Origin of the sequence: Marichromatium sp. AB32 (genome assembly GCF_003718675.1) — a bacterium.
In the GTDB taxonomy this organism is placed as follows: Bacteria; Pseudomonadota; Gammaproteobacteria; order Chromatiales; family Chromatiaceae; genus Marichromatium; species Marichromatium gracile.
Window position 1 is genome coordinate 36990 of the sequence record NZ_RHFJ01000017.1, and the last position, 23969, is coordinate 60958.

Below are 23969 nucleotides of genomic sequence, written 5' to 3' on the forward strand. Positions count from 1 at the left end.
GGGGTGGTTCGTGCCCGCTGCGTTCGTCGAGTCTGTACGCCCACTGGCGGCTGGCAGCTGAGCGCTGCCCGCTGTCGACCGATCAGTCAGGCTGACGCCCAGGGGCGCGCGCGATAAAATATCCTGTTCGTCGTCCAATCAATCTATCGCCTGCCCGAGACATCATGACCGACGCTGCCGAGCCGACCCGCACCAACTTCATCCGCCAGATCGTCGAAGCGGATCTGGCCGCCGGGACCCACGACCGGGTGGTGACCCGTTTCCCGCCTGAGCCCAATGGTTATCTGCACATCGGCCACGCCAAGTCGATTGCGCTCAACTTCGGCTTGGCCGAGTCGCTCGGTGGGCAGTGCAACCTGCGCTTCGACGACACCAATCCGCACAAGGAGAACCTCGAGTTCGTCGAGGCGATCAAGACCGACGTGCGCTGGCTCGGCTTCGAGTGGGGCGGGCAGGCGCGGTTCGCCTCCGACTACTTCGAGCGGCTCTATGGCTTCGCCGTCGAGCTGATCGAGCAGGGGCTGGCCTATGTCTGCGAGCTCGATGCCGAGCAGATGCGCGAGTATCGCGGCACCCTCACCGAGCCCGGTCGCCCGAGCCCGTGGCGCGATCGCCCGGTGGCGGAGAACCTCGAGCTGTTCGCGCGGATGCGCGCCGGTGAGTTCCCCGATGGTTCGCGCACCCTGCGCGCGCGCATCGACATGGCCGCGCCCAACATCAATCTGCGCGACCCGGTGCTCTATCGCATCAAGCACGGGGTGATCCATCACCAGACCGGGGACGCCTGGTGTCTCTACCCGACCTATGACTTCACCCACCCGCTGAGCGATGCCATCGAGGGCGTCACCCACTCGCTCTGCACCCTCGAGTTCGAGGACCACCGTCCGCTCTACGACTGGTGCGTCGAGCACGTCTCGGTGCCGAGCCGGCCGCGTCAGATCGAGTTCAGCCGGCTCAACCTCGAGTACACCGTCACCAGCAAGCGCAAGCTCACCGAGCTGGTCGCCGAGGGGCACGTCGATGGCTGGGACGATCCGCGCATGCCGACCATCGCCGGGCTGCGTCGGCGTGGCTACACCCCGACGGCGCTGCGCGAGTTCTGCGAGCGCATCGGCGTGACCAAGTCGGAGAACCGGGTGGAGATGGCGATGCTCGAGAGCGCCATCCGCGACGATCTCGACGCCCACGCGCCCCGGCGCATGGCGGTGCTGCGCCCGCTCAAGGTGGTGCTGACCAACTACCCCGAGGACGAGGTGCTGAACATCAGCGCGGCCAACCATCCCAAGGACGAGTCGATGGGCAGCCGCGAGATCCCCTTCGGGCGCGAGCTCTATATCGATCGCGCGGACTTCGCCGAGGTCCCGCCGAAGGGCTTCAAGCGGCTGGTGCCGGGCGGTGAGGTGCGGTTGCGCAACGCCTATGTGATCCGTTGCGACGAGGTGGTGAAGGACGCTGCCGGCGAGGTCGTCGAGCTGCGCGCAAGCATCGACCCGGCCACCCTCGGCTGCAAGCCCGAGGGACGCAAGGTCAAGGGGGTGATCCACTGGGTCGCCGCCGCGCACGCGGTGGCCGCCGAGGTGCGTCTCTACGACCGTCTGTTCCGGGTTGCGATGCCCGGCGCCGAGGGGCAGGATTATCGCAACGACATCAACCCCGACTCGCTCGAGGTGCTGGTCGATTGCATGCTCGAGCCGAGCCTCGGTGGGGCACAGCCGGGCGAGCGCTTCCAGTTCGAGCGTGAGGGCTATTTCGTCGTCGATCCCGATTCGACGGCGCAGCGCCCGGTGTTCAACCGCACCGTGGGGCTGCGCGACAGCTGGGGCAAGGGCAACGGGTGAGTAGACGCGAGACCGACGCAACCGATCCGACGGGTCAGCGCCTCCCGGCACACGAGCGCCTGGTGGCCAATCTCGGCCTGCGCGCCTATGCCGCGCTGTCGTCGCCGGGGTCGGTGCTGCGTCTGTTTCGCCGCGAGGCCGAGCAGGCCTGTGCCATCGCCGCCGGGCTCGACGAGGTGCAGGGGCGGCGTGCGGTGCGCATCCGTCGCGTCGCCGGACTCGAGCCCGGTGGACGTGACTGGTCGGTCTACATGGTGCTCGATCACCTGGTGATGGTGAACACCGCCGTCACCGCGCTGGTCCATGCCCTCTGTGTCAGCCAGGGGCACAGCGTCGAGATCGCGCCGGCCGATGTCACCCCGCATCTCGACGCCGGACCCGACCGTATCGATGCGCTGCGCGCGAGCGTCGAACGCCACACCGAGGTGATCGAACGCCTCGGCGTGCTCAATGGTCGTGAACCCTATCCCCATCCCTGGTTCGGCCCCCTCAGCGCTCGCCAGTGGCACGCCCTGGCGGCGCTGCACAACCGCATCCATCGCGTGCAGATCCAGCGGATCGCGCGCCGTCTCGACTGATCCCACCACAGGTATCCGATGTCTTCATCCCCCTTCGCCGCCGATGCCGACGCCACCCCGGCCGACCGGCTCGCCGCCCTGACCCGGTTGCATCAGGAACTCGAGGGCTGTCGTCGCTGCCCGGCGATGTTCGGCCCCTCGGTGCACAGCGCCACCCTGATCTCGCCGGTGATGCTGGTCGGTCAGGCGCCGGGTACCCGCGAGATCGAGCAGGGGTTGCCGTTCTGCTGGACCGCGGGCAAGACGCTGTTCCGCTGGCTCGGCTCGATCGGCATGGACGAGCCGGTCTGTCGCGAGCGGCTGCTGATCAGCGCCGTGTGTCGCTGCTTCCCGGGCAAGAACCCCAAGGGCGGGGACCGGGTGCCGGATGGCGAGGAGATCGCGCGTTGCGCCGAGTGGTGGCGCGGCGAGCTGGCGTTGTTGCGGCCACGGCTGATCATCCCGGTGGGCAAGCTCGCCATCGCTCAGTTGATGGACTTCAAGCGGCTCAACGAGGTGGTCGGTCAGCAGTGGCGCTATCGCGACCCGGCCGGGTGGGAGGCGGACATGATCCCGTTGCCGCACTCCTCGGGGGCCTCGACCTGGTTCAAGATGGAGCCGGGCAAGACCCTGCTGGCCGAGGCGCTGGCGCTGATCGAGGCGCACCCGGCGTGGCGCGAGCTGCGCGCCGATCACTCCTTGGTGGTGAAGTAGGGCAGGCTGATCTCCCAGCGGATCGCCGCCAGCCGGAGCAGGAACACCAGGCTGCCGCCGGTGACGGCGGCGATGCTGGGGTTGATCTCCAGTTCGAGCATCGCCAGGAGCACCAGTGCGCCGAGCCAGGAGGCGGTGGCGTAGAGGGTGCCCTGGAACACCAGCGGCTCCTCGTTGCAGAGCACGTCGCGGAGGATGCCGCCGACCACCCCGGTGATCACCCCCATGAAGCTCGCCACCAACCAGGGCGCGTCCCAGGCGAGCGCGGCCTTGGTGCCGGTGACGGTGAACAGCGCCAGTCCGAGCGCGTCGGGGATCAGGAACAGCCGCGCCGGCAGCGAGAACACCCGCGCCAGGAAGAAGGTGAAGAGCGCCGCGCCGAGGGCGACGATCGAATAGGTCTGGTCGGCGATCCAGAACACCGGGCGATCGAGCAGCAGGTCGCGCAGCGAGCCGCCGCCGAGCGCGGCGGCGAGCGCCACCACCACCATGCCGAAGAGGTCGAAGCGCTTGCGCCCGGCCTCCAATACCGCGGCGGCGGCCATCATCGCCACCGCGGCGAGGCTGGTGCAGTACATCAGCAGATCGAGCGGGATGTGCAGTTGGGGCATGTCGTCACTGATTCCGTCGCCAGGGGGGCGGGCCGTCTCATTCCGTCGGCTGATCGAACAGCCCGGGCTCGGCGTCGCGGCGCGCGCGCAGGCCGAAGTGGTCGTAGGCGATCTGGGTGGCCATGCGCCCGCGCGGGGTGCGCATCAGGAAGCCCTGCTGAATGAGATAGGGTTCGAGCACGTCCTCGATGGTGCCGCGCTCCTCGCCGATCGCCGCGGCCAGGCTCTCGACCCCGACCGGGCCGCCGTCGAACTTCTCGATCACCGCTTCGAGCAGGCGTCGGTCCATGTGGTCGAAGCCCTGGGCGTCGACCTTGAGCATCTCCAGCGCGCGATCGGCGACGGCGGCGTCGATATGGCCGTCGGCGCGCACCTCGGCATAGTCGCGCACCCGTCGCAGCAGCCGGTTGGCGATGCGCGGGGTGCCGCGCGAGCGGCGCGCGATCTCGCTTGCGCCGGCGGTGTCGGCGGCGATGCCGAGCAGTCGTGCCGAGCGCTCGACGATGGTGGTGAGGTCGGCGGCAGAGTAGTACTCGAGCCGCTGGACGATACCGAAGCGATCGCGCAGCGGTGAGGTCAGCAGCCCGGCGCGGGTGGTGGCGCCGACCAGGGTGAAGGGCGGCAGGTCGAGCTTGATCGAGCGCGCCGCCGGACCCTCGCCGATCATGATGTCGATCTGGTAGTCCTCCATCGCCGGGTAGAGCACCTCCTCGACCACCGGGCTGAGACGGTGGATCTCGTCGACGAAGAGCACGTCGCCCTCCTCGAGGTTGGTGAGCAGCGCGGCCAGATCGCCGGGCTTCTCCAGCACCGGTCCCGAGGTCTGGCGCAGGTTGACCTGCATCTCCTGGGCGATGATGTGGGCGAGCGTGGTCTTGCCGAGACCGGGGGGGCCGAAGATCAGCACGTGATCGAGCGCCTCGGCGCGCGCCCGGGCGGCGCCGATGAAGATCTCCATCTGGTCGCAGACCGCCGGCTGGCCGACATAGTCGGCCAACGTGCGGGGGCGGATGGCGCGATCGAGCGCATTGTCGTCGGTGGCGGCCTGGGGGCTGATGATACGGTCTGGGTCGGTCATGTCGGGCGGCGAGGGGAGACAAGGGAGTTGGTCGGGTGCGCCTATGATAGGGGATGCGGACATCTTCGTGCCGGAGATCGCGCCTCGATCGACGTGCGCGCCAGCGTGACGTATGGTCCCCGCGCAGGCGAGAAGCGGGACGCTTTCTGTGAGCGAATTGAGGAGCAAGCATGCCAAACGAAAACAGTCGACTGCTGCTGGAGATCGACGCCGCGATCCGCGAGATCAACCGCCGCCACATCAATCCGGCGATCTCGGCGCTGACCCTGAGCGATCTCAATCCGGTGATCGAGATGGTGGCGCGTGCGCGCGCGAGCTATCTGCAGGCGCTGTTCGAGATCGCCACCAAGAGTAACGGCGAGCTGCCGGGCAAGGAGGCGGTGGCGCGGCTGCATGCGCTGCGGATGCGCTACGAGGAGCTGGTCAAGGGCATGCAGGCGCTGGAGACGGCGGTCGAGCGCGAGTATCTGGATGTGCGCAAGCGCTGATCCAGGGCCCGCCGCCGGCGCTGGCGTCAGCCGTGGAGTTCGCGCAGGAAGGTCTCGGGCGGCTGCACCTTGAGCGCGCTGCCGGGGAAGTCCTCGGGGTTGGCGGTGATCAGGTAGTCGAGTCCCTGGGCGCGGGCGCACTCGTGGGTCAGGGCATCGTCGAGATAGTCCCAACCGAGCTCCATGGCCGCGTCGACGATGCCGGCGTCGACCGGGGCGATCTCGAAGAGCGCGCGCAGCCGGTCGAGCGCGCCGCGCGCCTGGCGCTGGCCCTGGGTGCGGGAGAGGAAGTCGTGCAGTGCGTCGATCGCGCTGGCGCAGATATAGCCGCGTACGCGTCCATCAGTGACCAGGCCGAAGGCCGCGCGTGCGGGGCCGTTGCGGGAGTCCTCCGCGGCCATGGCCGCGGTCAGCACGGTGACGTCGAAGAGCGCCTTGGGGGTGTCGGACATCGTTCGTTCCCTGTGGTATTCGCCTGTCATGGCCGGCGAGCGGTGGGTATGCCGAGCGGATGCCCGGTGTCGCGGTCCATGCCGGAGCGCCCCGCAGCTGTCGATGCGGGGCTATCAATCAGGAAACCCTTATAAGTCAAGACTCATCGGTGTGACAAGCGTCACATTTCGTGGCCGGATGAGTGGTCAGCGCGTCGTCTCCGCCCCGCTCTCCACCGGCAATGGCTCGACCGCCCAGATCCGCTCGGCATATTCGCGGATGGCGCGGTCGGAGGAGAAGCGGCCCATGCGCGCGACGTTGAGGATCGACATCCGCGTCCAGCGTGCGGGGTCGCGGTAGGCGCTGCTGACATGCTCCTGGGCCTCGACATAGGCGCGATAGTCGGCCAGCACCATGAAGGGGTCGTGGTTGACCAGCTGGTCGGTGAGCGGGCGAAACAGGCTGGTGTCGCCGTGCGAGAACAGCCCCGAGTTGATCAGGTCGATATCGGCGCGTAGTTCCGGGTCGTTGCGATAGTACTCCCAGGGGTGGTAACCCTCGGCCTGGCGGTGCGCCACGGTCTCGGCGTCCATGCCGAAGAGGAAGAAGTTGTCCTCGCCGACGGCGCGACGGATCTCGATGTTGGCGCCGTCGAGGGTGCCGATGGTCAGTGCCCCGTTCATCGAGAACTTCATGTTGCCCGTCCCCGAGGCCTCCTTGCCGGCCAGCGAGATCTGCTCGGAGAGGTCGGCGGCGGGGTAGAGTCGCTGACCGTTCTTGACGTTGAAGTCGGGCATGAAGGCGACGCGGATGGTGCCGTTGACCTCGGGGTCGTGGTTGATCACCTCGGCCACGGCGTTGACCAGCTTGATCAGCAGCTTGGCGGCGAAGTAGCCGGGTGCGGCCTTGCCGCCGAAGATGAAGGCGCGCGGCACCAGGTTGTGATCGGGGTCCTGCTTGATGCGCTGGTAGGTGCGGATGATGTGCAGCACGTTGAGGTGCTGGCGCTTGTACTCGTGGATGCGCTTGGCCTGGACGTCGAAGAGCTGCACCGGGTCGAGGTCGACCCCGGTGCGCGCGGCCATCCAGTCGGCCAGATCGCGCTTGGCGGCGGTCTTGATCTCGCGCCAGCGGGCCTGGAAGGTGGGGTCGTCGGCGTATTCCTCGAGTCGGCGCAGCTGCTCGAGGTCGCGCGCCCAGCCGGTGTTGCCGCAGACCTCGCTGATCAGCCGCCCCAGCCGCGGGTTGCTGACCATGATGAAACGTCGCGGCGAGACCCCGTTGGTGACGTTGGTGAAGCGCTCGGGCCAGAGGTCGTGGAAGTCGCGCAGGATGGTGGTGCGCACCAGCTCCGAGTGCAGCTCCGCCACCCCGTTGACCTGATGGCTGCCGACCACCGCGAGGTGCGCCATGCGCACTCGGCGCTCGCCGTCCTCGCCGATCAACGACATCCGCGCCACCCGCGCGTCGTCGGCGAAGAAGCGCACCCGCACCTGATCGAGAAAGCGCTGATTGATCTCGTAGATGATCTCCAGATGGCGCGGCAGCAGCCGTTCGAGCAGTGCCACCGGCCAGGTCTCGAGGGCCTCGGGCAGCAGCGTGTGGTTGGTGTAGCAGAAGGTGCGGTGAGTGATCCCCCAGGCCTGCTCCCAGTCCATCCCGTGCTCGTCGAGCAACAGCCGCATCAGCTCGGCGATGGCCAGCGCCGGGTGGGTGTCGTTGAGCTGGGCGACGAACTTCTGATCGAACTGCTCGATCGGTCCGACGGTGTTGAGGTGCAGCCGGATCATGTCCTGGATCGAGCAGGAGACGAAGAAGTATTGCTGCTTGAGCCGCAACTCCTTGCCCGCCTCGGGCTCGTCGTTGGGGTAGAGGATCTTGGAGATGGTCTCGGCCTCGATCTTGGCGTGCACCGCGCCGTAGTAGTCGCCGATGTTGAAGGCCTGGAAGTCGAGCGACTCGGCCGCCTCCGATTTCCACAGCCGCAACAGGTTCACGTTGTCGGTACCGAAGCCGAGGATCGGGGTGTCGTAGGCGACGCCCTGGATCACCATCGCCGGTACCCAGCGGGTGCGCCACTGGTCATCGGCGTCGCGATAGCGCTCGGTGTGCCCGCCGTAGCAGACCGGGAAGCAGATCTTCGGTCGCGGGATCTCCCAGGGGTTGCCGTTGCGCAGCCAGTTGTCGCTGACCTCGACCTGCCAGCCGTCCTCGATGCGCTGGTCGAAGATGCCGAACTCGTAGCGGATGCCATAGCCGATGGCGGGGATGCGCAGGGTCGCGAGCGAGTCCATGAAGCAGGCGGCCAGCCGCCCCAGCCCACCATTGCCGAGTCCCGGCTCCTCCTCCTCCTCGAGTACCGCGGTGAAGTCGAGTTCGAGTTCCTCGGCCGCCTCGCGCGCCGCCTGGGTGATGCCGAGGTTGATCAGCGTCTTGGCCAGGTGCGGACCGAGCAGGTACTCGGCCGAGAGGTAGCAGACGGTGCGCGCATGGCTCGACTTGAACAGCTGCGCCGAACGCACCCAGCGCTCGAGCAGTCGGTCGCGCGCGGTGTAGGCCGCGGCCATGTAGAGGTCATGGGGGGTGGCGACCTCGCGAAAGCGTCCCTGGATGAAGAACAGGTTGTCGATATAGGCCTGTTTCAGCGCCTCCTTCGACATCCCGGTGCGGGTCGGCTCGCGGGGCTCGCAGGGTGACTCGGGTCGTTGCGCCTTGCTCATCGGTGACGCCTCAGTGTGGGGAGAGGGGAGATGCGTCGGGGCGGGGCGCGTGAACGCGCCCCGGTCGGATCAGATCAATAGGGCCAAGTCCAGTCGTCGACCTCGGGCTTGTCGACGCCGTGCTCGAAGGCGTAGTTGCGACACTCGATCTGCATGTCGCGCAGCCGCTCCTTGACGTGGGCGCCGGCCACCTGCAGCCGCGGTACCCGATCGATGGCGTCGATGGCGAGGCTGAAGCGGTCGATCTCGTTGTTGATCGCCAGCTCCAGCGGGGTGTTGATGTTGCCCTTCTCCTTGTAGCCGCGCACGTGCAGGTTCCTGTGGTTGGTGCGGCGATAGGCGAGACGGTGGATCAGCCAGGGATAGCCGTGGAAGTTGAAGATCACCGGCCGATCCTTGGTGAACAGGCTGTCGAAATCGGCGTCGTTGAGCCCGTGGGGGTGCTCGCCGGCCGGTTGCAGACGGAACAGGTCGACGACGTTGATGAAGCGGATGCGGATGTCGGCGAAGTGCTCGCGCAGCAGCGCGGTGGCCGCCAGCGCCTCCTTGGTGGGGATGTCGCCGCAGCCGACCATCACCAGGTCGGGTTCGCCGCCCTGGTCGTTGCTCGCCCACTCCCAGATGCCGATGCCCTTGGTGCAGTGCTTGATGGCCGCGTCCATGTCCAGGTACTGCAGATGGTTCTGCTTGTCGGCGACGATCACGTTGATGTCGTCGCGGCTGCGCAGGCAGTGGTCGACGGTCGAGAGCAGGGTGTTGACGTCCGGGGGCAGGTAGATCCGCGTGACCTCGGGGTTCTTGTTGACCACCACGTCGAGGAAGCCCGGGTCCTGGTGGGTGAAGCCGTTGTGGTCCTGGCGCCAGACGGTGGAGGTGATCAGCAGGTTGAGCGAGGAGACACGGGCGCGCCAGGGAATGTCCTCGCAGATCGACAGCCACTTGGCATGCTGGTTGTACATGCTGTCGATGACGTGGACGAAGGCCTCGTAGGTGGCGAAGAAACCGTGCCGCCCGGTGAGGATATAGCCCTCGTACCAACCCTCGAGGGTGTGCTCCGAGAGCATCTCCAGCACCCGGCCATCGGGTGAGAGTTCACCGCCGTCGGCGTCCTCCTCGCGGTAGTCGCACAGCCACAGCTTCTTGCTCACCTCGTAGATGGCGTCGAGCTTGTTGGAGGTGTTCTCGTCCGGGCCGAAGACACGGAAGTTGTCGGTGTTGCGCGCCATCACGTCGCGCAGCATCGCCCCCAGGGGACGGGTGTTCATCGCCCGCTCGGTGGCCGGACGGCTGATCGGCTGGGCGTAGTCGCGGAAGTCGGGCAGGCGCAGCGCACGTCGCAGCAGGCCGCCGTTGGCATGGGGGCTGGCGCTCATGCGCATCTCGCCCCGGGGCGCGAGTGCCTTGAGCTCGGGGCGCAGCCGGCCCTGCTCGTCGAACAGCTCCTCGGGTTGGTAGCTGCGCATCCACGCCTCGAGCTGTTCGAGATGGGCGGGATTGCCGTGCATCCCCGAGAGCGGCACCTGATGGGCGCGCCAGAAACCCTCGACGCGCTTGCCGTCGACCGTCTTCGGACCGGTCCAGCCCTTGGGGGTGCGCAGCACGATCATCGGCCAGTGGCAGCGGTTGGCCTGGCCGCTCTCGCGTGCCTGCTGCTGGAAGCCGCGGATCTCGGCGAGGCAGCGATCGAGCGTCTCGGCCATGCGCTGATGCATCTCCATCGGGTCGTCGCCCTCGACGAAGTGCGGGGTCCAGCCGTAGCCGCGCATCAGGTTGCTCAGTTCCTCGTTGGGGATGCGCGAGAGCAGGGTGGGGTTGTTGATCTTGTAGCCGTTGAGATGAAGGATCGGCAGTACCGCACCGTCGCGGATCGGGTTGAGATACTTGCTCGAGTGCCAGGAGGTGGCCAGCGGTCCGGTCTCGGCCTCGCCGTCGCCGACGGCGACCGCCACCAACAGATCCGGGTTGTCGAAGGCCGCGCCGAAGGCGTGCGAGATCGAGTAGCCGAGTTCGCCGCCTTCGTGGATCGAGCCGGGGGTCTCGGGCGTGCAGTGCGAGCCGATGCCGCCGGGGAAGGAGAACTGCTTGAAGAAGGCGCGCAGACCTTCCTCATCCTCGCTCTTGTTGGGATAGACCTCGGAGTAGGTGCCCTCGAGATAGACCGGGGCGAGCACCCCGGGGGCGCCGTGACCCGGGCCGGCGAGAAAGATGGCGCGCTGGTCGTAGGCATTGATGATGCGGTTGAGATGGACGTACATGAACGACAGTCCGGGACTCGCGCCCCAATGACCGAGCAGGCGCTGCTTGAGATGTTCCTCGCGCAGCGGTTCGCGCAGCAGCGGGTTGTCCCGCAGATAGATCATGCCGACGGCCAGGTAGTTGCAGGCGCGCCAGTAGGCGTCGATCCGCTTCAAAAGCTCTGGGGACAGGTTCGCGTCAGGATGCGCGACGGGGGTGACCATTGCAGACTCCTCAATCGGTGATTGCGTGAGTTCAGGTGCTCACGATAGTCGATGGTCGGGGGGAAGGCCAGACAGGATGGCCGAGTGGGGGCGGGTGGGTGCGTGATGGCGCCATGGCGCCGCGACATCACCGGGCATCGTCAAGGTCATATGGCAATGCGCTGAATATTAAGTTTTTATGGCATCGCCATTCGGGCGTGTGAGCGGTGTCGGCTCGGTCAGTGACGCAGCGGCGAGAGCGCCGTGACCATAAGGGTACGAATACGCGCGCGCGTACGCTCCTGCCAGCAGCGCCACACGTCGGCCATGATCCAGCGCGCCGCCCTGAGCTTGAGTCGGCACAGCGGGCAGTCGGTACGCGAGCGCCGGCGCTGTACGCGCTGGGGGTGCGCCCTGTTCCACTTTGGCGTTTTTCGTATAGGATGGACCAGAGGAGCGGCCGCCGGAGGACGCGATTGATGGATCAATGGAGTCAGTGTCGAGAGGATGGTGCTCGCCGCCAGTGGCTGGGACGCATGATGTCGCACCACCAGGCTGGCGCAGGCCGGATTGCTGCGTACGCCCTCCACCCCGGGCAGGGCGCGCAGCGCCTTGACCAGCGCCGCCGCCGCAGCGGGCTCGGCGAGCAGCAGCGGCACGCGCAGCCGCACGCGCCCCGGCACCTGATGACAGATCGAGACCGGGGGCGGCTGCCCCTGGCGTGCTGCGGGTACGGACGGCATCGCTGGTTCCTCCGGGGGATACTCCAACCATCTCCAGACCCTCCGAGTCTAACCGCGCCCCGCTCTCTATGCAAACGTAAATCGTTATTGTTTACGACGGGCGGCTGCGTTAACTTTATTCTCCAGTCGGGACCGTCCGCCGTGGCAGTGCGGTGCCCCCACCGCTGCGGTCTCGATCGAGCGGTCCGTGCATCGCGAGGTCGAGGACGACGATGAGCACCGTCTCGAGTGCGGTGCCGCAACCCATCCATCCAAGCGGAGTCACCATGAGCGAACACAAGTCAGAGGCGCAGGCGCGACCGGATATGCCCGGAGGCGGCCAGGAGGGCGCGCAGGCCTGGCAGGCCGAGGGCTGCGACAGCGCTGCGGGCCAGGGTGTCCAGGGCGCCGGCGTACCCTGGTCGGCGCAGGGCCAGGAGCCTGGCATGGGCATGCACCCCGGCCAGCAGCAGGCCCCGCAGCCGGCCTGGGGCGCGCCGCCGCCGGGCGCCGCCGCGGCTCAGCCCCAGGGACCACAGACCGCGCAGGGTGGATATGGGCCTCAGGCCGGTGGCCAGCCGCAATGGATGCCGGGGATGATGCCGCCGCAGCAGCCGTATCCGGGACAGCCGTACCCGGGGGCGCAGCCGCCGCAGTACGGCTATCAGCCCGGTGGCATGCCGCCTGGGGCCATGCCCTATCAGGGCGCGCCGTACCAGGGTGGGCAGCCCGAGTGGGCCGGTCATGGCGCGGCGCCGGGTGGTTATCCCCCGGGGGCCGGTGCGCACCAGGGGTTCGGTGCCCAGCACGGCGCCGGCGCCGGGGTGGCGGAACTGGTCGATGAGCTGGCCAATGGTGGCAACGGACTCAACAGCCTCTCCAAGCTGATCGACTTCAATGACACCGACTTCTGGAAGGGCGCGCTGCTCGGTGCCGCCGCCGTGTTGGTGTTCACCAACGGCTCGGTCCAGCGCACCCTCTTCGGTGGCGACAAGGGTCAGGGTGGTGGCGAGGAGCAGAAGGCATGAGCCAGCCTCCCGTTTTCTGGCCGGGCACGGCGCCCACGGCCCCGGCGATCAGCAGCGATTGCGGGTCGTTGGTGCGGCTCGCCACCCTCGGTGCGGTGATCGGCGGCAGTCTCGCCGCGGCCCGTCAGGTCGATCGCATCCAGGCCGGCGAGCAGCTTCCCAACCTGGCCCTGGTCGAGACCGGCAAGAGCGCGGTGGCCGCGGGTGTGGCCACCGCTGCGGCCGGCGCCGTGGCCTCCACCGTCGCCGATCAGGGGGCGCTGCGGCTCGGGCTGATGTTCCTGGCCGGGTCGGCGGTCTTCTACGGGCTGCGTCAATGGACCGATGGGGATATGCATGACTGATCAACGTCAACGTCATCAGCACGGGGTCACGAAGAACATCGCCGAGGGCATCGGCGGTTTGATCACCGGCGCGGCACTGGTGATGTTGCTGCGTGGCCTGGTCAAGGCGCGCGGCAACCGGCAACCGGCACCGAACAACGCACGACCGACCACAGGAGACTCGGCATGAGCAATCAATACGGCTATCCAGGGCAGGGCGCCCAGGGCCAACCGGGGGGTGCCCCCCAGGGACAGGCCCAGGGTGGGCAGTATCAGCAGTATCACCAGGGCCAGGGTGCGGCTCTTCCGCCTCAGGGACAGGCCTATTACTACCAGGGCTATCATGCGCCCATGGCGATGCAGCAGCCCCAGTGGAACCCCCAGAACCAGCAGGGCACGCTGGCGACGCTGTCGCGTGACCGCTTCCTCAAGGGGCTGGTGATCGGCGCCGCTGCGACCTATCTGCTCACCAACGAGCAGGTGCAGCGCACCGCGATCAACGGCATGGTACGCGCCTGGGCGATGGTCCAGGGCGGGGTCGAGGAGATCAAGGAGCGTTTCGGCGACGCCGAGGCCGAGCTGCGGCACGCCTCGCAGCGTCAGGATCCCTGAGCGTCACCCTCTCCCCCAGCCCACGTGGGCGGGTGCGTCCGCCCGCCCACGCCCAGTTCAGGACCCTGATCTCGTGACCCCTTCCTTGCCCGCGCTGCGCTATCGCGTCGTTCACCAGCTGCCCGGTCGGTTGCGGCTGCGTCTCCCCGCCCTCGGCGCCCCCGGTTATGCACCGGACACCCTTGAACTCTGGCTCGATGCCCTGCCCGAGGTGCGCGAGGTGCGTACCGGGGTGGCGACGGGTTCGCTGGTGATCGAGTTCACGCCTACGCCCGAGGCGCGCGCTCGCGTCATCGAGCGGCTGCGCGCCTATGTGCCCCATGTCGGTCACGACGCGCTGCCGGTGTCCGCCGGCGAGCCGGACTCGGGGCTGGCGCCGGTGGCGACCTCGTTGTTGGCGCTGGCGCTGCTGCCGCTGTTGCCGCCGAGCTGGCGGTTGGCGCTGGCGGTGACCAGTGCCGCGCCGACGCTGGCGCGCGGGGTCGACACCTTGGTCAACGAAGGGGTCAAGGTCGAGGTGCTCGATGCCGTGGCGGTAGGGCTCTCGGCGGCGCGTGGCGAGGTCTATGCCGCCACCGTCACCGACCTGCTGCTGCGTCTCGGCGCCTATCTCGAGGAGCGCACCGCGCGTCGCTCCGATCGCATGCTGGCGCGGCTGCTGCGCCCGGACCCCGCGCCGGCCTGGGTCGAGCGCGACGGTGAGCTGGTGCGCGTGCCCGGCGATCAGGTCGAGGTCGGCGAGATCGTTCAGGTCGGGCCGGGGGAGCGCATCGCGGTCGACGGTCGGGTGATCGACGGGGTGGCGCTGGTCGATCAGTCGGCGGTCACCGGCGAGGACGTGCCGGTGCGCAAGTCGGTCTATCGACGGGTGATCTGCGGCTCGGTGCTGGTCGAGGGGCGGCTGCGCATCGAGGCCACCCAGGTCGGCGCCGAGACCACCTCGGCGCGGGTGGCGCGCTTCATCGGCGATGCGCTCACCAAGCGCTCGGTCACCCAGAGCGAGGCCGATCGGCTCGCCGATCAGCGCGTGGCGCTGACCCTGGGCACGGGGGCGGCGGTCTATGCCGCCACCCGCGACCTGCGTCGGGTGCAGTCGGTGTTCCTGGTCGATTATGCCTGCGCGCTCAAGCTCGGCACCCCGGTGGCGATCAAGTCGGGGATGGCGCGTGCGGCGGGCAATGGGGTGCTGATGCGTGGTGGCGAGGCGATCGAGCAGCTCGCCGGGGTCGATACCCTGGTGTTCGACAAGACCGGCACCCTGACCCACAGCGAGCTGGCGGTCACCGATGTCGAGGTGCTCGCCACCCACCCGGGGTGCGACGAGTGTGACCTGCTCGCGCTGGTCGCCTCGATCGAGGAGCACGCCTCGCACCCGATCGCCAGCGCCGTGGTCGACGCCGCACAGGCGCGCGGACTCGAGCACATCAGCCACGGCGAGGTCGACTATCTGGTCGCCCACGGGCTCTCGGCCGATGTCGCCGGGGGGCGGATCATGATCGGCAGCCGTCACTATCTCGAGGAGCACGAGGGCATCGACTTCTCGCCCTTCGAGCCGCGTATCTCGAGCTTCCACGACGCCGGCAAGATCCTGCTCTTCGTCGCCAACCGCGAGGGCCCGGTCGGGCTGATCGCGCTGCGCGACACGCTGCGCCCCGAGACCCCGGAGACGCTGGCGCGGCTGCGTGCGCTCGGCATCGAGCGGCTGGTGATGATCAGCGGCGACCGCCGCAGCAAGGCCGAGGCGTTGGGTCGCGAGCTCGGTTTCGACGCGGTGCACGCCGAGGTCGCGCCCGAGGACAAGGCGGCGATCCTGATGCGCCTGCAGGATGCCGGGGCCAAGGTCGCCTTCGTCGGCGACGGGGTCAACGACGGTCCGGCGCTCGCTGCCGCCGATGTAGGCATCGCCATGCCGCGCGGTGCCGATATCGCCCGCGCCACGGCCGACATCCTGCTCACCGACGATCGGCTCGATGCGGTGGCCGACGCGCGCGCCCTGGCGCTCAGCACCATGCGATTGATCCGCAACAACTTCCGCGCCGCCGTCGGCATCAACACCGCGATCCTGGTCGGCGCGGCGAGCGGTCGGGTCTCGCCCCTGGCCAGCGCGGTGCTGCACAACGGCACCACCCTGGCGGTGCTGCTCAACGCCCTGCGCGGGGTGGACTTCGATGGTGCCGAGGAGCGTCGTCTCGCGCCGCCGGTCGACGACTGAGAGCGGGGTCAGCCGCGCTGCAGGTGTGCGCGTACCGGCGCGCCGAAGAAGGCCAGCACGGTGAGATCCTCCTCGATGTCGAAGAAGGCATGGCTGCAGGCGGCGTGCACGTACATCAGCGTGCCCTTCTCGACCAGCCGCACGCTGTCGCCGACCCGCAGTTGCGCGCGTCCCTCGAGCACCAGATAGAGCTCGTCCTCCTCATGGGCGCTGGCCATGTCCTTGGAGCCTGCCGGGAGGTGATAGACCGAGCAGGAGAGCGACGGGGTGCGCAGGAATTCCTTGAAGGCGACACCGTTGCGATCGACGCTCGAGACCAGGTCGTCGAGCTGGAAGAGGAGCCAGTCTGCTTCTTTCATGAAATCGTTCTAACGCTCCGCGAGCTTGAGGTGGAAGAGGGCGGGCCGATCCCGCTGATTCGATCGAAAATAGCAAGGTTGTCGGCAAGAAACAAACGCGCACAACCCTTGCTTAATGCCTGATCGAGAACTATTATCGATAACCGTTCGCGTTTGCGATGGCGTCGGGACGACGACACTCCGACAGGCCGTTGCAGGAGCGCAGCGACGACGCGAAACGGCACGGATTCGGTTGTTCCCGGGCCGGTGGGCGCCGGCGACAGGCCAGGCACATCGATGACCTTCCAGCGACGAGAGTACCGAGGGTTCCATGAGTCACTACATCCATCATGTTCCAGGGCGACTGCGTATCCGCTCGGCGGCACTGCGCTGTCGCTCGCTGCTCGACGGCGAGGCGCAGCGTGAGCTGCAGGCGCTCGAGGGGGTGACCGAGGTGCGCTTCAATCCGCGCGCATCGAGCCTGACCCTGCTCTATGATCCGGCACGCATCGGTCGTGCCCAGCTGCTCGAGGCCCTCGAGCGTCATGGCTGTGTCGAGATCGACTCACGCTCCGGTGAGCTGGCGACCAGGGCCGGCACCCTGTTCGGCAAGGCGCTCGTCGGCGCCTTCGTCAACAAGGCGGTGGAGCGCTCGGCCTACAAGCTGGTGAGCGTGCTGCTCTGATCGCCGCCCCCATCCCGTCCCCGCCGGTCTCGCAATAGCGGCGGGACGGGATGCGGGCGATCGCCTTCGACCCGCGCCATCGCGTCCGGTTCCGGCGCGCCTGACTCAAGGCGCCCGCAGGGGGCGTGCGAGCAGGTCGTCGATCTCGGCATAGGGGATCAGCACCCGCTGTGCGCCGGCGGCATAGGCGGCGACCGCATAGGGCGGGAAGATCACCGTGATCCCATCGGGGCCGGGCAGCAACAGTTGATAGTTCTCCGCCACCGGCGCGGTGCCCTGGTTGACCCAGTCGGCATCGGCACCGAGCAGGTCGCGTCCGGCGAGTGCCGCGCGGCTGAGTCGGGCGAGCCGCGCGAGCCAGTCGCTGTCGGCGCGGAAGAGTTCCGCCGGGTCGAGCGCGCGGGCCTCGGACAGATCCAGCAGCAGCGGCGCGAACAGCGGCATGCCGTGCGCCCCGCCGTAATAGGCATAGCCCTCGAACGCGACGACCTGCAGGGTGTCGGTGCGGTGGCCGGCCTCGCCCTCGAGCGCGAACGACCATGCCGGTCCGAGCGGCGGCTCGGGATCGGCCAGGAGCTCCTCGGTGCTGGCGAGGAAGGCATCGACCTGCTCCTGGACGAATGCACGCACCGCGCGGTTGATCGTCTCCGGCGCCCCGGCGAACACCGGATAACTGGCCTCGAGCTGGTAGTGCGGGCCGGTGCGGGTGAGCCGTGCCCGTGGTGGTGCGAGCGTTTCGATGCGCTGCAGATACTGCGCTCGCAGACAGTCTCGATCCGGGCCGCAGCGGTTGCGCGCGGCGAGCCAGCTGCGCTGGGTCTGGCGCAATGCCTCGCGCTCGGCGGGCGCGAGCCGCTCGCGCGCGGCGCGATAGAGCTCGGCGAGCCGGGCGTCGAGCGCGTCGAGCTCGGCGTCGGCGCAGATGCTGTGCTCGATCGGGGTCGAGGCGCGCTCGCAGTCGAACCCGGCGCCGGCAGCGAGTGTCGGCAGGAGCGCGACACCGAGCAGCGCGGCGGTGCAATGACGCGTCACATCCATTCGATCGTCCTTCATTTCAGTGTGTCGAGCGTCTCGCGCGCCCAGTCGATGGCCTGAATATAGCGGGTCGAGAGCGCCTCGGCGGTGACCGTGAGGTCGTCGGGCAAGGGGGTGTCGGGTTGCTCGAATCCCTCGATGATCTCCAGCGCCAGCCCCATGATCCCCTCATGATTGAACAGGGCCGCGCGCAGCTCCGGTCCCAGTCGCACCTGCTCCACCATCTCCTCGAGCGCGACGCCGAGGAAGCGTTCGACGGCCGAGAGCAGCCCCAGGGTGAAGTAGCGCTGGGGTGCATCACCGGGTGCGAGCACGGGTGCGAGCAACTCGCCCATGCGTGCGCGTATCAGGATCTGCTCGATCGCCACCGGCGAGCCCTGGGTGCGGCGCAGCGTGAGCAGCAGCGCCCAGTGACGAATGGTGTCGCGCCCGAGCACGACGATCGCGTGCTCGACCGATTCGATCGGTTCGCGGCGACGGAAGCGGGGGCTGTTGGCGAGCCTGAGGATCTCCAGGCTGAGCGCCGCGTCGCTGGTGATGCTGCGGTTGATCTCGGCCACCGTGGTATCGGGGCGCTGCAGGGTCTCGATCAGGCGCAGCAGCGCGAGCGCCGCGCCGGCCATGCGCTGCCCCTCGATCACGTTGGGGTAGGAGAGATAGAAACCCTGGAAATAATCGAAGCCCAGCGCCCGGCAGCGGGCGAGCGTGGTCTCGTCCTCGATCTTCTCGGCGATCAGGGTGAGCCCGTGGGCGGCGAGCCGGGCGCACTGCGCCTCGAGCTCCGGTGCCGCGGTGGCGCGGGCGTCGAGCTTGACCAGATCGACGGCCTCGAGCGCGTGCGCCGGCAGCGCGCCCGCGCCCGTGCACTGCAGCGCGACCCTGAAGCCCTGGTCCCTGAGCAGACGGATGGCGGCTAGGGTCTGGGGACCGATCCCGGCGCTGACCGACAATTCGAGTACGGTGCGCTCGGCGGGCAGGGCGGCGATCACCTCGCGCCCGATGAAGCGCGGCGAGAGGTTGATGAAGGCGAGCCGGTCACCGACCAGGTTCTCGACGCCGATGTCGACGAAGACGGTACGCAGCAGCTCGGTGGTGGCGCGGTCGCTGTCGTCGATCGCGGCCCTGTCGGTGTGTCCGGCGCGAAACAGCAGCTCGAAGCCGACGATCCCCGCGCTGGCGTCGAAGATCGGCTGGCGACCGACGAAGACCGGGCGCATGGCGCCCGCGCTCTGGAGCGATGTGGGCATCAGGGCGCCTCGCGCAGCGCGCCGAGCGCGCGCAGCTCGTCCAGGGCGGCGCTGGCCAGTGGACGCAATCGCGCGCGGGCCGCGGCGATCGTCTCGGGCTCGCCGGCGCGCGCGGCCTGTTCGAGCGCGCCGGCCGCGCTGGCCAGCATGGTCGCGCCGATGTTGCCGGCGCTGCCCTTGAGGGCATGGGCCAGCGCCCCGCACTCGCTCGGTGAGGCCTGCTCCAGGCGCTCGAGCTGGACGGGGAGCTGTTGGGCGAAGGCGAGCATGATGGCGTCGAGCTCCTCGTCGAGCAGGTCGCGCAGCTCGGCGATCGTCTCGGGGTCGACATGGTGCATGATGATCACCTCGGGCTTGTGGCTGCTGACTGGGTGCCGTTCGAGCCGCGACGGTTTGTATCGGTTGCCCCTGCCTCAACCTTAGATCGCGGGCCATCGGGAGATGGAGGACTAGATGGGGACGCAGGGGGCGGATACGCAGGGGACGGGTGCGCTCGGGCGGGTGTTGGTCGTCGATGACGATGCCCCGACCCGGGGGCTGATCTGTGGCGCGTTGCGCCGCCAGGGGTTCGCCGTCGAGGCCGCCGCCGATGGCGCCCAGGCGCTCGAGTGCTTTGCCCGCATTCAGCCCGATCTGGTGCTGCTCGATGTCTGCATGCCGGGGATGGACGGGCTCGAGGTCTGCCGGCGGATCCGCGCGCTCGAGGTCGAGATCGCCACGCCGGTGATCATGGTCACCGGGGCCGACGAGGTCGAGACCATCGAGGCGGCGCTGGAGGCCGGCGCCACCGATTTCATGGTCAAGCCGATCAACTGGTCGCTGCTGAGCCAGCGGGTCCGTTATGCGCTGCACGCCGGTGCACTCAACCTGCAGGTGCGGCGCAATCGTCAGCACGAGCGGGTGGCGCGCGGCATCGCGCGGCTGACCTTCTGGCAATGGTCGCTGGAGGATGATGCGCTGTCCTGGTCCGATGACGCGGCCGTGTTGCTCGGGGTCGATGCCGGTGCGCTCGAGCGGGTGTCCTCGGTGCTGGCGCTGGTCCACCCCGCCGATCGCCCCCGGCTCGAGCGGATGATGCAGGTGGCGCGCGTCGGCAAGGGCTCCTTCGAGATCGAGTTCCGGCTGTGCGGCGACAATGGCGAGCGGCTGCTGCGGGTGGTCGGCGAGCACTCCGAGCACGACGCCGAGCGGGTGTTGGGCGTGCTCCAGGACGTGACCGAGATGCGCCGCACCGAGGATCTGGTCGACTATCTGTCGCTGCACGACGAGTTGACCGGGCTGGCTAATCGACGGCTGTTCCTGCGCCAGATCGAGCAGGCGCTGCGCCGGGCGGTGGTGACGGGTTCGGTGTTGCTGGTCGGCTGGATCGATGTGGTCGAGTTCCATCGTCACAACGACGCCCTGGGCGAGCCTGCGGGCGATCTGCTGCTGGGTAGCCTGGCGCAGCGGCTCGAACAGTCCGGCGGGTCGTCGGAGCTTGCGGCCAGGCTTGGTGGCGACGAGTTCGGGGTGCTGCTCTGCGGGGCCGATCTGCCGAGGTTGCAGGCGCGCTTCGCCCGTCTGTTGCATGCGCTGGGGCGGCCCTATCCGATCGATGGGCGCGAGCTGGTGCTCACCCTGAGCGGTGGATTCTGCTGTCATCCAGGTCACGGCGACGACGCCAAGCAGCTGCTTGCGCTCGCCGAGCAGGCGCAGCGTCTGGCGCGGCTGCGTGGCACGCTGAGCGAGGAGGCGCCCTCGGCGCCACGGTTGCGTCAGGGGTTGGCCGAGGCGCTGGAGCTGGAGCAGGCGTTGCACGGCGCGCTCGAGCGCGAGGAGTTTCATCTTCACTACCAACCGCAGCTCGATCTCGAGTCGGGGCAGATCGTCGCGGTCGAGGCGTTGCTGCGCTGGCGCCATCCACGCTGGGGCGATCTCTCGCCGGCGCGCTTCGTGCCGCTGCTCGAGTCGCTCGGGTTGATCCGGCCGGTCGGCGCCTGGGTGCTGGAGCAGGCCTGTCGTCAGTGTGTCGCCTGGGAGGGGACGGGCCTGGGGGTCGCGGTCAACCTCTCGGCGCGTCAGTTCCTCGACCCCGGGCTGTTCACGCTGATCGAGCGGGTGCTCGGCGACACCGGCGTCGACCCCGGTCGTATCGAACTCGAGATCACCGAGCGGCTGGCGATGCAGGAGCCGGAGGCCGCCGTCGAGCTGCTCGGTCGCTGTCGCGCGCTCGGGCTCAAGGTCGCGATCGACGACTTCGGCATCGGTTACTCGTCGCTCGAGTATCTGCAGCACTTCCCGCTCGATGTGCTCAAGATCGATCGCGCCTTCGTCGCCACCGTCACCCGGGGACGGCGGGCGCGGGCGATCGTGCGCGCGGTCACGGTGATGGGGCAGAGCCTGGGGCTGACGGTGATCGCCGAGGGGATCGAGACCCAGCGTCAGTGCGACTTCGTCGAGGCGCTCGGGGTCGATCAGGTGCAGGGCTATCTGATCGGACGACCGATGGCGCCACCTTCGCTCGAAGCGCTGCTGCGCGCCTTCGTGCCGCCCGGCGGAGCGCTGTGATGGCGACCTCCCCGAACGACGAGACCGAGGTGCTCTACGCGCTCGCGGTGGCCATCGGTGAAAGCGTCGACCTCGAGCCCATGGTGCGCCGCTTCCTGGTCAGCATGGTGCGCCTGCTCGAGGGCAGCGGCGCGGCGGTGCTCCAGCTCGAAGAGGTCTCGTCGACGGCGCCGCCGCTGAGCTGCATGCTGCCGCGCAACCTCGCGCGCAACCCCTGCTATGCCGCTTTCTGGGAGCGCTGGACGCCACAGGGGCTGTATCAGGCATTGCGCCAGCAGCCCGGTGGCCTGCCGCTGGTGGCGGTCGATTCGCGCTGTGCACTCCACGCCTTCCGTCTCGAGGGGTTCGGGGTGCTGCTGTTGCTGCGCGGGGCCGATGTCGGCATGCTCTCGACCCGTTTCCAGCGGGCCTTCGTGCCGCTGGTGCGTCGTCTCGCCAATGCCGCACGCGGTTGTCTGTTCGAGACCGAGCTGCGTCATCAGCGCGCGCGCCTGGAGCTGGCGGCGGCCACCGCCGGGCTCGGGGTGTGGGAGTGGCACCCGCAAGGGGACCGACTCGATTGGGATGCGCGCATGCTGGCCCTGCATGGTCTCGACGCGGTCGAGTTCGATGGCCGGGTAGAGACCTGGCTGCGCCGTCTCCACCCGGATGACCGCGCGCGGATGGAGACGGCGTTGCGCGCCTCGTTCGACGAGGCGCGCGACCTCGAGGCCGAGTTCAGGGTGCTGCTGCCCGGCGGCGAGCTGCGTCATCATCGCGTTCAGGCCACCCCCTGCGATCAGGGCGACGGTCGGGCGCCGCGCATGACCGGGGTCGCCATGGACATCACCGCGTGGAAGCGGGTCGAGGCCGAGCTGCGCGAGGCACGCGACATGGCCGAGTCGGCCAACGCGGCGAAGAGTCGCTTCATCGCCAACATGAGCCACGAGATCCGCACCCCGATGAACGGCATCATCGGGATGACCGAGCTGGCCCTCGAGACCGACCTGGATCCGACCCAGCGCGACTATCTCACCATCGTGCGCACCTCGGCCGGGACCCTGCTGACGCTGCTCAACGACCTGCTCGACTTCGCCAAGATCGAGGCCGGCCGGGTCGAGCTCGAGCACATCCCCTTCGATCTTGCCGAACTCCTTGCCGGGGCCCTCAAGCCGCTCGGCACACGGGCCGCCGCCAAGGGGGTCGAGCTGGTCCTGGAGCTTGCCCCGACGCTGCCCCGGCGGCGCCTCGGCGATCCGGCGCGGTTGCGCCAGGTGCTGGTCAATCTCTGCGACAACGCGATCAAGTTCACCGCCGCCGGCGAGATCCGGGTCACCCTGGAGCGCCTCTCCTCCGGCCAGGGCGAGTGGGTCGCGCTCGCGGTGGCCGATACCGGGGTCGGCATCCACCCCGACCAGCTCGAGGGGATCTTCGAGGTCTTCGGTCAGGCCGATGTCTCGATCACCCGCCGCTTCGGCGGCACCGGGCTGGGGTTGAGCATCATCTCGCGTCTGGTGGAACTGATGGGGGGGCGGATCACGGTCGACAGCGAGCCGGGTCGGGGGAGCCGTTTCACCGTCGAGTTGCCGTTGTCGCTCGACGAGACCCTCGTCGCCGGAGCCGAGACCGAGGCGTCTCGGTCTCGAGGATGGGCACTGGTGGTCGAGCCGCACCCGCGTGCGCGCCTCACCCTGGTCGACTGGCTCGAGCGGCTGGGGTTGCGTGTGGTGAGTGCCGCTGCGGTCGAGGCCGAGATGCGCGCCCGCGATGCGCGGCCGTTGACCCTGGCGCTGATCGCCGCGCGCGACGGTGGCGTGGCCCTGGCCGAGCGGCTGGTCGAGGCCGGGCTGGTCGAACGTGAGCGGTTGGCGCTGCTCTCCTATGGGCTGCAGGGCGAGGAGGCGCGACGCTGTGCCGCCGCGGGCTTTGCGGTGCTGACCAAACCGGTGAGTCCGGGCGAGGTCAGCGGCTTGCTGCGGGCGTTGGATGGGCCGCGCCCGGCGCCCTCGGGCGCGCCCGGCGGTACGGCGCTGCTCGCCGGGGTGCGGGTGCTGCTGGTCGAGGACAATGTGATCAATCAACGTCTGGCGCGGGCATTGCTGGAGCGCTGGGGGTGTGTGGTCACGCTGGCCGAGCACGGCGCCGAGGCGCTCGAGCGCTTTGCGCCCGGACGTTTCGAGCTGGTGTTGATGGACATGCAGATGCCGGTGCTCGACGGGCTCGCGGCGACGCGCGCGATCCGCGCGCGCGAGTCCGGTGCCGGGCAGCGGGTCGCGATCGTGGCGATGACCGCCAATGCCATGGCGAGCGATCGTGAGGCCTGTCTGGCGGCGGGGATGGATGACCATGTGCCCAAGCAGATCGG

22 protein-coding genes are annotated in these 23969 nt (G+C 68.8%); 12 read left to right on the forward strand and 10 right to left on the reverse strand.

Features of this window, described 5'->3' with window-relative positions; all coding sequences use genetic code 11:
* The first annotated feature begins 164 nt into the window (after nt 1–164).
* Genes EBL85_RS07405 through EBL85_RS07415 form a run of 3 tightly spaced genes read left to right on the forward strand, consistent with a single transcriptional unit; the run spans nt 165 to nt 3109 of the window.
* Entirely contained in the window at nt 165–1838 is a 1674-nt protein-coding gene (locus EBL85_RS07405) for a glutamine--tRNA ligase/YqeY domain fusion protein (RefSeq protein ID WP_123142553.1), read from the forward strand.
* Entirely contained in the window at nt 1835–2416 is a 582-nt protein-coding gene (locus EBL85_RS07410; protein WP_123142554.1) for a DinB family protein, read from the forward strand. Before EBL85_RS07405 ends, EBL85_RS07410 begins: the two co-directional genes overlap by 4 nt.
* Before the next feature lie 18 nt (nt 2417–2434).
* On the forward strand, nt 2435–3109 hold the full coding sequence (locus EBL85_RS07415) for a uracil-DNA glycosylase family protein (RefSeq protein WP_123142555.1): 675 nt from the start codon (nt 2435–2437) through the stop codon (nt 3107–3109).
* On the opposite strand, the gene EBL85_RS07420 is transcribed toward EBL85_RS07415, so the two are convergent.
* Both EBL85_RS07420 and ruvB read right to left on the reverse strand, forming a co-directional pair.
* Nucleotides 3088–3720, reverse strand: coding sequence for a trimeric intracellular cation channel family protein (locus EBL85_RS07420; protein WP_005220290.1), 633 nt, complete (start codon nt 3718–3720; stop codon nt 3088–3090). The two genes, EBL85_RS07415 and EBL85_RS07420, sit on opposite strands and share 22 nt — an antisense overlap.
* Before the next feature lie 37 nt (nt 3721–3757).
* Complete coding sequence (ruvB, locus tag EBL85_RS07425; protein WP_123139778.1) at nt 3758–4798, reverse strand: Holliday junction branch migration DNA helicase RuvB; 1041 nt, start codon at nt 4796–4798, stop codon at nt 3758–3760.
* Between the two features lie 170 nt (nt 4799–4968).
* Here ruvB and EBL85_RS07430 point away from each other — a divergent pair, with 170 nt between their 5' ends.
* Nucleotides 4969–5286, forward strand: a complete 318-nt coding sequence (locus EBL85_RS07430; protein ID WP_123139777.1) for a hypothetical protein — start codon at nt 4969–4971, stop codon at nt 5284–5286.
* Nucleotides 5287–5312: 26 nt separating this feature from the next.
* On the opposite strand, the gene EBL85_RS07435 is transcribed toward EBL85_RS07430, so the two are convergent.
* From EBL85_RS07435 to EBL85_RS17070, 4 genes are all read right to left on the reverse strand, one after another.
* Nucleotides 5313–5738 (reverse strand): PIN domain-containing protein, encoded by a 426-nt coding sequence (locus tag EBL85_RS07435; RefSeq protein WP_123139776.1) that lies wholly within the window; start codon nt 5736–5738, stop codon nt 5313–5315.
* A 186-nt stretch (nt 5739–5924) separates the two neighbouring features.
* On the reverse strand, nt 5925–8438 hold the full coding sequence (locus EBL85_RS07440; RefSeq protein WP_123139775.1) for a glycogen/starch/alpha-glucan phosphorylase: 2514 nt from the start codon (nt 8436–8438) through the stop codon (nt 5925–5927).
* A 74-nt stretch (nt 8439–8512) separates the two neighbouring features.
* The gene (locus EBL85_RS07445; protein WP_123139774.1) at nt 8513–10897 is read right to left on the reverse strand and encodes a phosphoketolase; all 2385 of its coding nucleotides are present in this window, start codon (nt 10895–10897) and stop codon (nt 8513–8515) included.
* Nucleotides 10898–11115: 218 nt separating this feature from the next.
* Complete coding sequence (locus EBL85_RS17070) at nt 11116–11619, reverse strand: HMA2 domain-containing protein (RefSeq protein WP_148040522.1); 504 nt, start codon at nt 11617–11619, stop codon at nt 11116–11118.
* A 266-nt stretch (nt 11620–11885) separates the two neighbouring features.
* Here EBL85_RS17070 and EBL85_RS17075 point away from each other — a divergent pair, with 266 nt between their 5' ends.
* The 5 genes from EBL85_RS17075 (at nt 11886) to EBL85_RS07475 (ending at nt 15773) form a co-directional block, all read left to right on the forward strand.
* On the forward strand, nt 11886–12626 hold the full coding sequence (locus EBL85_RS17075; RefSeq protein WP_148040523.1) for a hypothetical protein: 741 nt from the start codon (nt 11886–11888) through the stop codon (nt 12624–12626).
* Nucleotides 12623–12970 (forward strand): magnetosome protein MamC, encoded by a 348-nt coding sequence (locus EBL85_RS07460; protein ID WP_132230531.1) that lies wholly within the window; start codon nt 12623–12625, stop codon nt 12968–12970. The genes EBL85_RS17075 and EBL85_RS07460 overlap by 4 nt, the downstream gene beginning before the upstream one ends.
* Nucleotides 12963–13139 (forward strand): hypothetical protein, encoded by a 177-nt coding sequence (locus tag EBL85_RS07465; protein ID WP_062276597.1) that lies wholly within the window; start codon nt 12963–12965, stop codon nt 13137–13139. Before EBL85_RS07460 ends, EBL85_RS07465 begins: the two co-directional genes overlap by 8 nt.
* Entirely contained in the window at nt 13136–13561 is a 426-nt protein-coding gene (locus EBL85_RS07470) for a hypothetical protein (protein WP_123139771.1), read from the forward strand. The genes EBL85_RS07465 and EBL85_RS07470 overlap by 4 nt, the downstream gene beginning before the upstream one ends.
* Before the next feature lie 73 nt (nt 13562–13634).
* Nucleotides 13635–15773, forward strand: coding sequence for a heavy metal translocating P-type ATPase (locus EBL85_RS07475; RefSeq protein WP_123142557.1), 2139 nt, complete (start codon nt 13635–13637; stop codon nt 15771–15773).
* Between the two features lie 8 nt (nt 15774–15781).
* Here the strand turns inward: EBL85_RS07475 and EBL85_RS07480 are convergent, their stop codons facing one another.
* Nucleotides 15782–16132 carry a cupin domain-containing protein gene (locus EBL85_RS07480; protein ID WP_005220313.1) on the reverse strand — a complete coding sequence of 117 codons (351 nt, stop codon included), beginning with the start codon at nt 16130–16132 and terminating at the stop codon, nt 15782–15784.
* 310 nt (nt 16133–16442) lie between these two features.
* Here EBL85_RS07480 and EBL85_RS07485 point away from each other — a divergent pair, with 310 nt between their 5' ends.
* Nucleotides 16443–16796 carry an HMA2 domain-containing protein gene (locus EBL85_RS07485; protein ID WP_123139769.1) on the forward strand — a complete coding sequence of 118 codons (354 nt, stop codon included), beginning with the start codon at nt 16443–16445 and terminating at the stop codon, nt 16794–16796.
* A gap of 105 nt (nt 16797–16901) precedes the next feature.
* Here the strand turns inward: EBL85_RS07485 and EBL85_RS07490 are convergent, their stop codons facing one another.
* Genes EBL85_RS07490 through EBL85_RS07500 form a run of 3 tightly spaced genes read right to left on the reverse strand, consistent with a single transcriptional unit; the run spans nt 16902 to nt 19416 of the window.
* The gene (locus EBL85_RS07490; RefSeq protein WP_165913549.1) at nt 16902–17834 is read right to left on the reverse strand and encodes a DUF3298 domain-containing protein; all 933 of its coding nucleotides are present in this window, start codon (nt 17832–17834) and stop codon (nt 16902–16904) included.
* Between the two features lie 11 nt (nt 17835–17845).
* Nucleotides 17846–19078, reverse strand: coding sequence for an EAL and HDOD domain-containing protein (locus EBL85_RS07495; protein ID WP_123142559.1), 1233 nt, complete (start codon nt 19076–19078; stop codon nt 17846–17848).
* Nucleotides 19078–19416, reverse strand: a complete 339-nt coding sequence (locus EBL85_RS07500) for an Hpt domain-containing protein (RefSeq protein ID WP_123142562.1) — start codon at nt 19414–19416, stop codon at nt 19078–19080. Before EBL85_RS07500 ends, EBL85_RS07495 begins: the two co-directional genes overlap by 1 nt.
* Before the next feature lie 115 nt (nt 19417–19531).
* Between EBL85_RS07500 and EBL85_RS07505 the strand changes: the two genes are divergently transcribed.
* Both EBL85_RS07505 and EBL85_RS07510 read left to right on the forward strand, forming a co-directional pair.
* A complete protein-coding gene (locus EBL85_RS07505; RefSeq protein WP_123142560.1) occupies nt 19532–21625 on the forward strand; it encodes a bifunctional diguanylate cyclase/phosphodiesterase in 2094 nt (697 codons plus the stop codon).
* On the forward strand, nt 21625–23969 hold a 2345-nt coding region (locus tag EBL85_RS07510), incomplete at its 3' end, for an ATP-binding protein (RefSeq protein WP_123142561.1). The genes EBL85_RS07505 and EBL85_RS07510, both read left to right, overlap by 1 nt.

Coding starts and splice junctions, on each gene's coding strand:
- EBL85_RS07405 (WP_123142553.1), top strand. CDS start 165: ATGACCGACGCTGCCGAGCCGACCCGCACCAACTTCATCCGCCAGATC.
- ruvB (WP_123139778.1), bottom strand. CDS start 4,798: ATGACCGACCCAGACCGTATCATCAGCCCCCAGGCCGCCACCGACGAC.
- EBL85_RS07430 (WP_123139777.1), top strand. CDS start 4,969: ATGCCAAACGAAAACAGTCGACTGCTGCTGGAGATCGACGCCGCGATC.
- EBL85_RS07495 (WP_123142559.1), bottom strand. CDS start 19,078: ATGCCCACATCGCTCCAGAGCGCGGGCGCCATGCGCCCGGTCTTCGTC.
- EBL85_RS07460 (WP_132230531.1), top strand. CDS start 12,623: ATGAGCCAGCCTCCCGTTTTCTGGCCGGGCACGGCGCCCACGGCCCCG.
- EBL85_RS17075 (WP_148040523.1), top strand. CDS start 11,886: ATGAGCGAACACAAGTCAGAGGCGCAGGCGCGACCGGATATGCCCGGA.
- EBL85_RS17070 (WP_148040522.1), bottom strand. CDS start 11,619: ATGCCGTCCGTACCCGCAGCACGCCAGGGGCAGCCGCCCCCGGTCTCG.
- EBL85_RS07470 (WP_123139771.1), top strand. CDS start 13,136: ATGAGCAATCAATACGGCTATCCAGGGCAGGGCGCCCAGGGCCAACCG.
- EBL85_RS07500 (WP_123142562.1), bottom strand. CDS start 19,416: ATGCACCATGTCGACCCCGAGACGATCGCCGAGCTGCGCGACCTGCTC.
- EBL85_RS07435 (WP_123139776.1), bottom strand. CDS start 5,738: ATGTCCGACACCCCCAAGGCGCTCTTCGACGTCACCGTGCTGACCGCG.
- EBL85_RS07490 (WP_165913549.1), bottom strand. CDS start 17,834: ATGGATGTGACGCGTCATTGCACCGCCGCGCTGCTCGGTGTCGCGCTC.
- EBL85_RS07505 (WP_123142560.1), top strand. CDS start 19,532: ATGGGGACGCAGGGGGCGGATACGCAGGGGACGGGTGCGCTCGGGCGG.
- EBL85_RS07465 (WP_062276597.1), top strand. CDS start 12,963: ATGACTGATCAACGTCAACGTCATCAGCACGGGGTCACGAAGAACATC.
- EBL85_RS07445 (WP_123139774.1), bottom strand. CDS start 10,897: ATGGTCACCCCCGTCGCGCATCCTGACGCGAACCTGTCCCCAGAGCTT.
- EBL85_RS07485 (WP_123139769.1), top strand. CDS start 16,443: ATGAGTCACTACATCCATCATGTTCCAGGGCGACTGCGTATCCGCTCG.
- EBL85_RS07420 (WP_005220290.1), bottom strand. CDS start 3,720: ATGCCCCAACTGCACATCCCGCTCGATCTGCTGATGTACTGCACCAGC.
- EBL85_RS07415 (WP_123142555.1), top strand. CDS start 2,435: ATGTCTTCATCCCCCTTCGCCGCCGATGCCGACGCCACCCCGGCCGAC.
- EBL85_RS07480 (WP_005220313.1), bottom strand. CDS start 16,132: ATGAAAGAAGCAGACTGGCTCCTCTTCCAGCTCGACGACCTGGTCTCG.
- EBL85_RS07440 (WP_123139775.1), bottom strand. CDS start 8,438: ATGAGCAAGGCGCAACGACCCGAGTCACCCTGCGAGCCCCGCGAGCCG.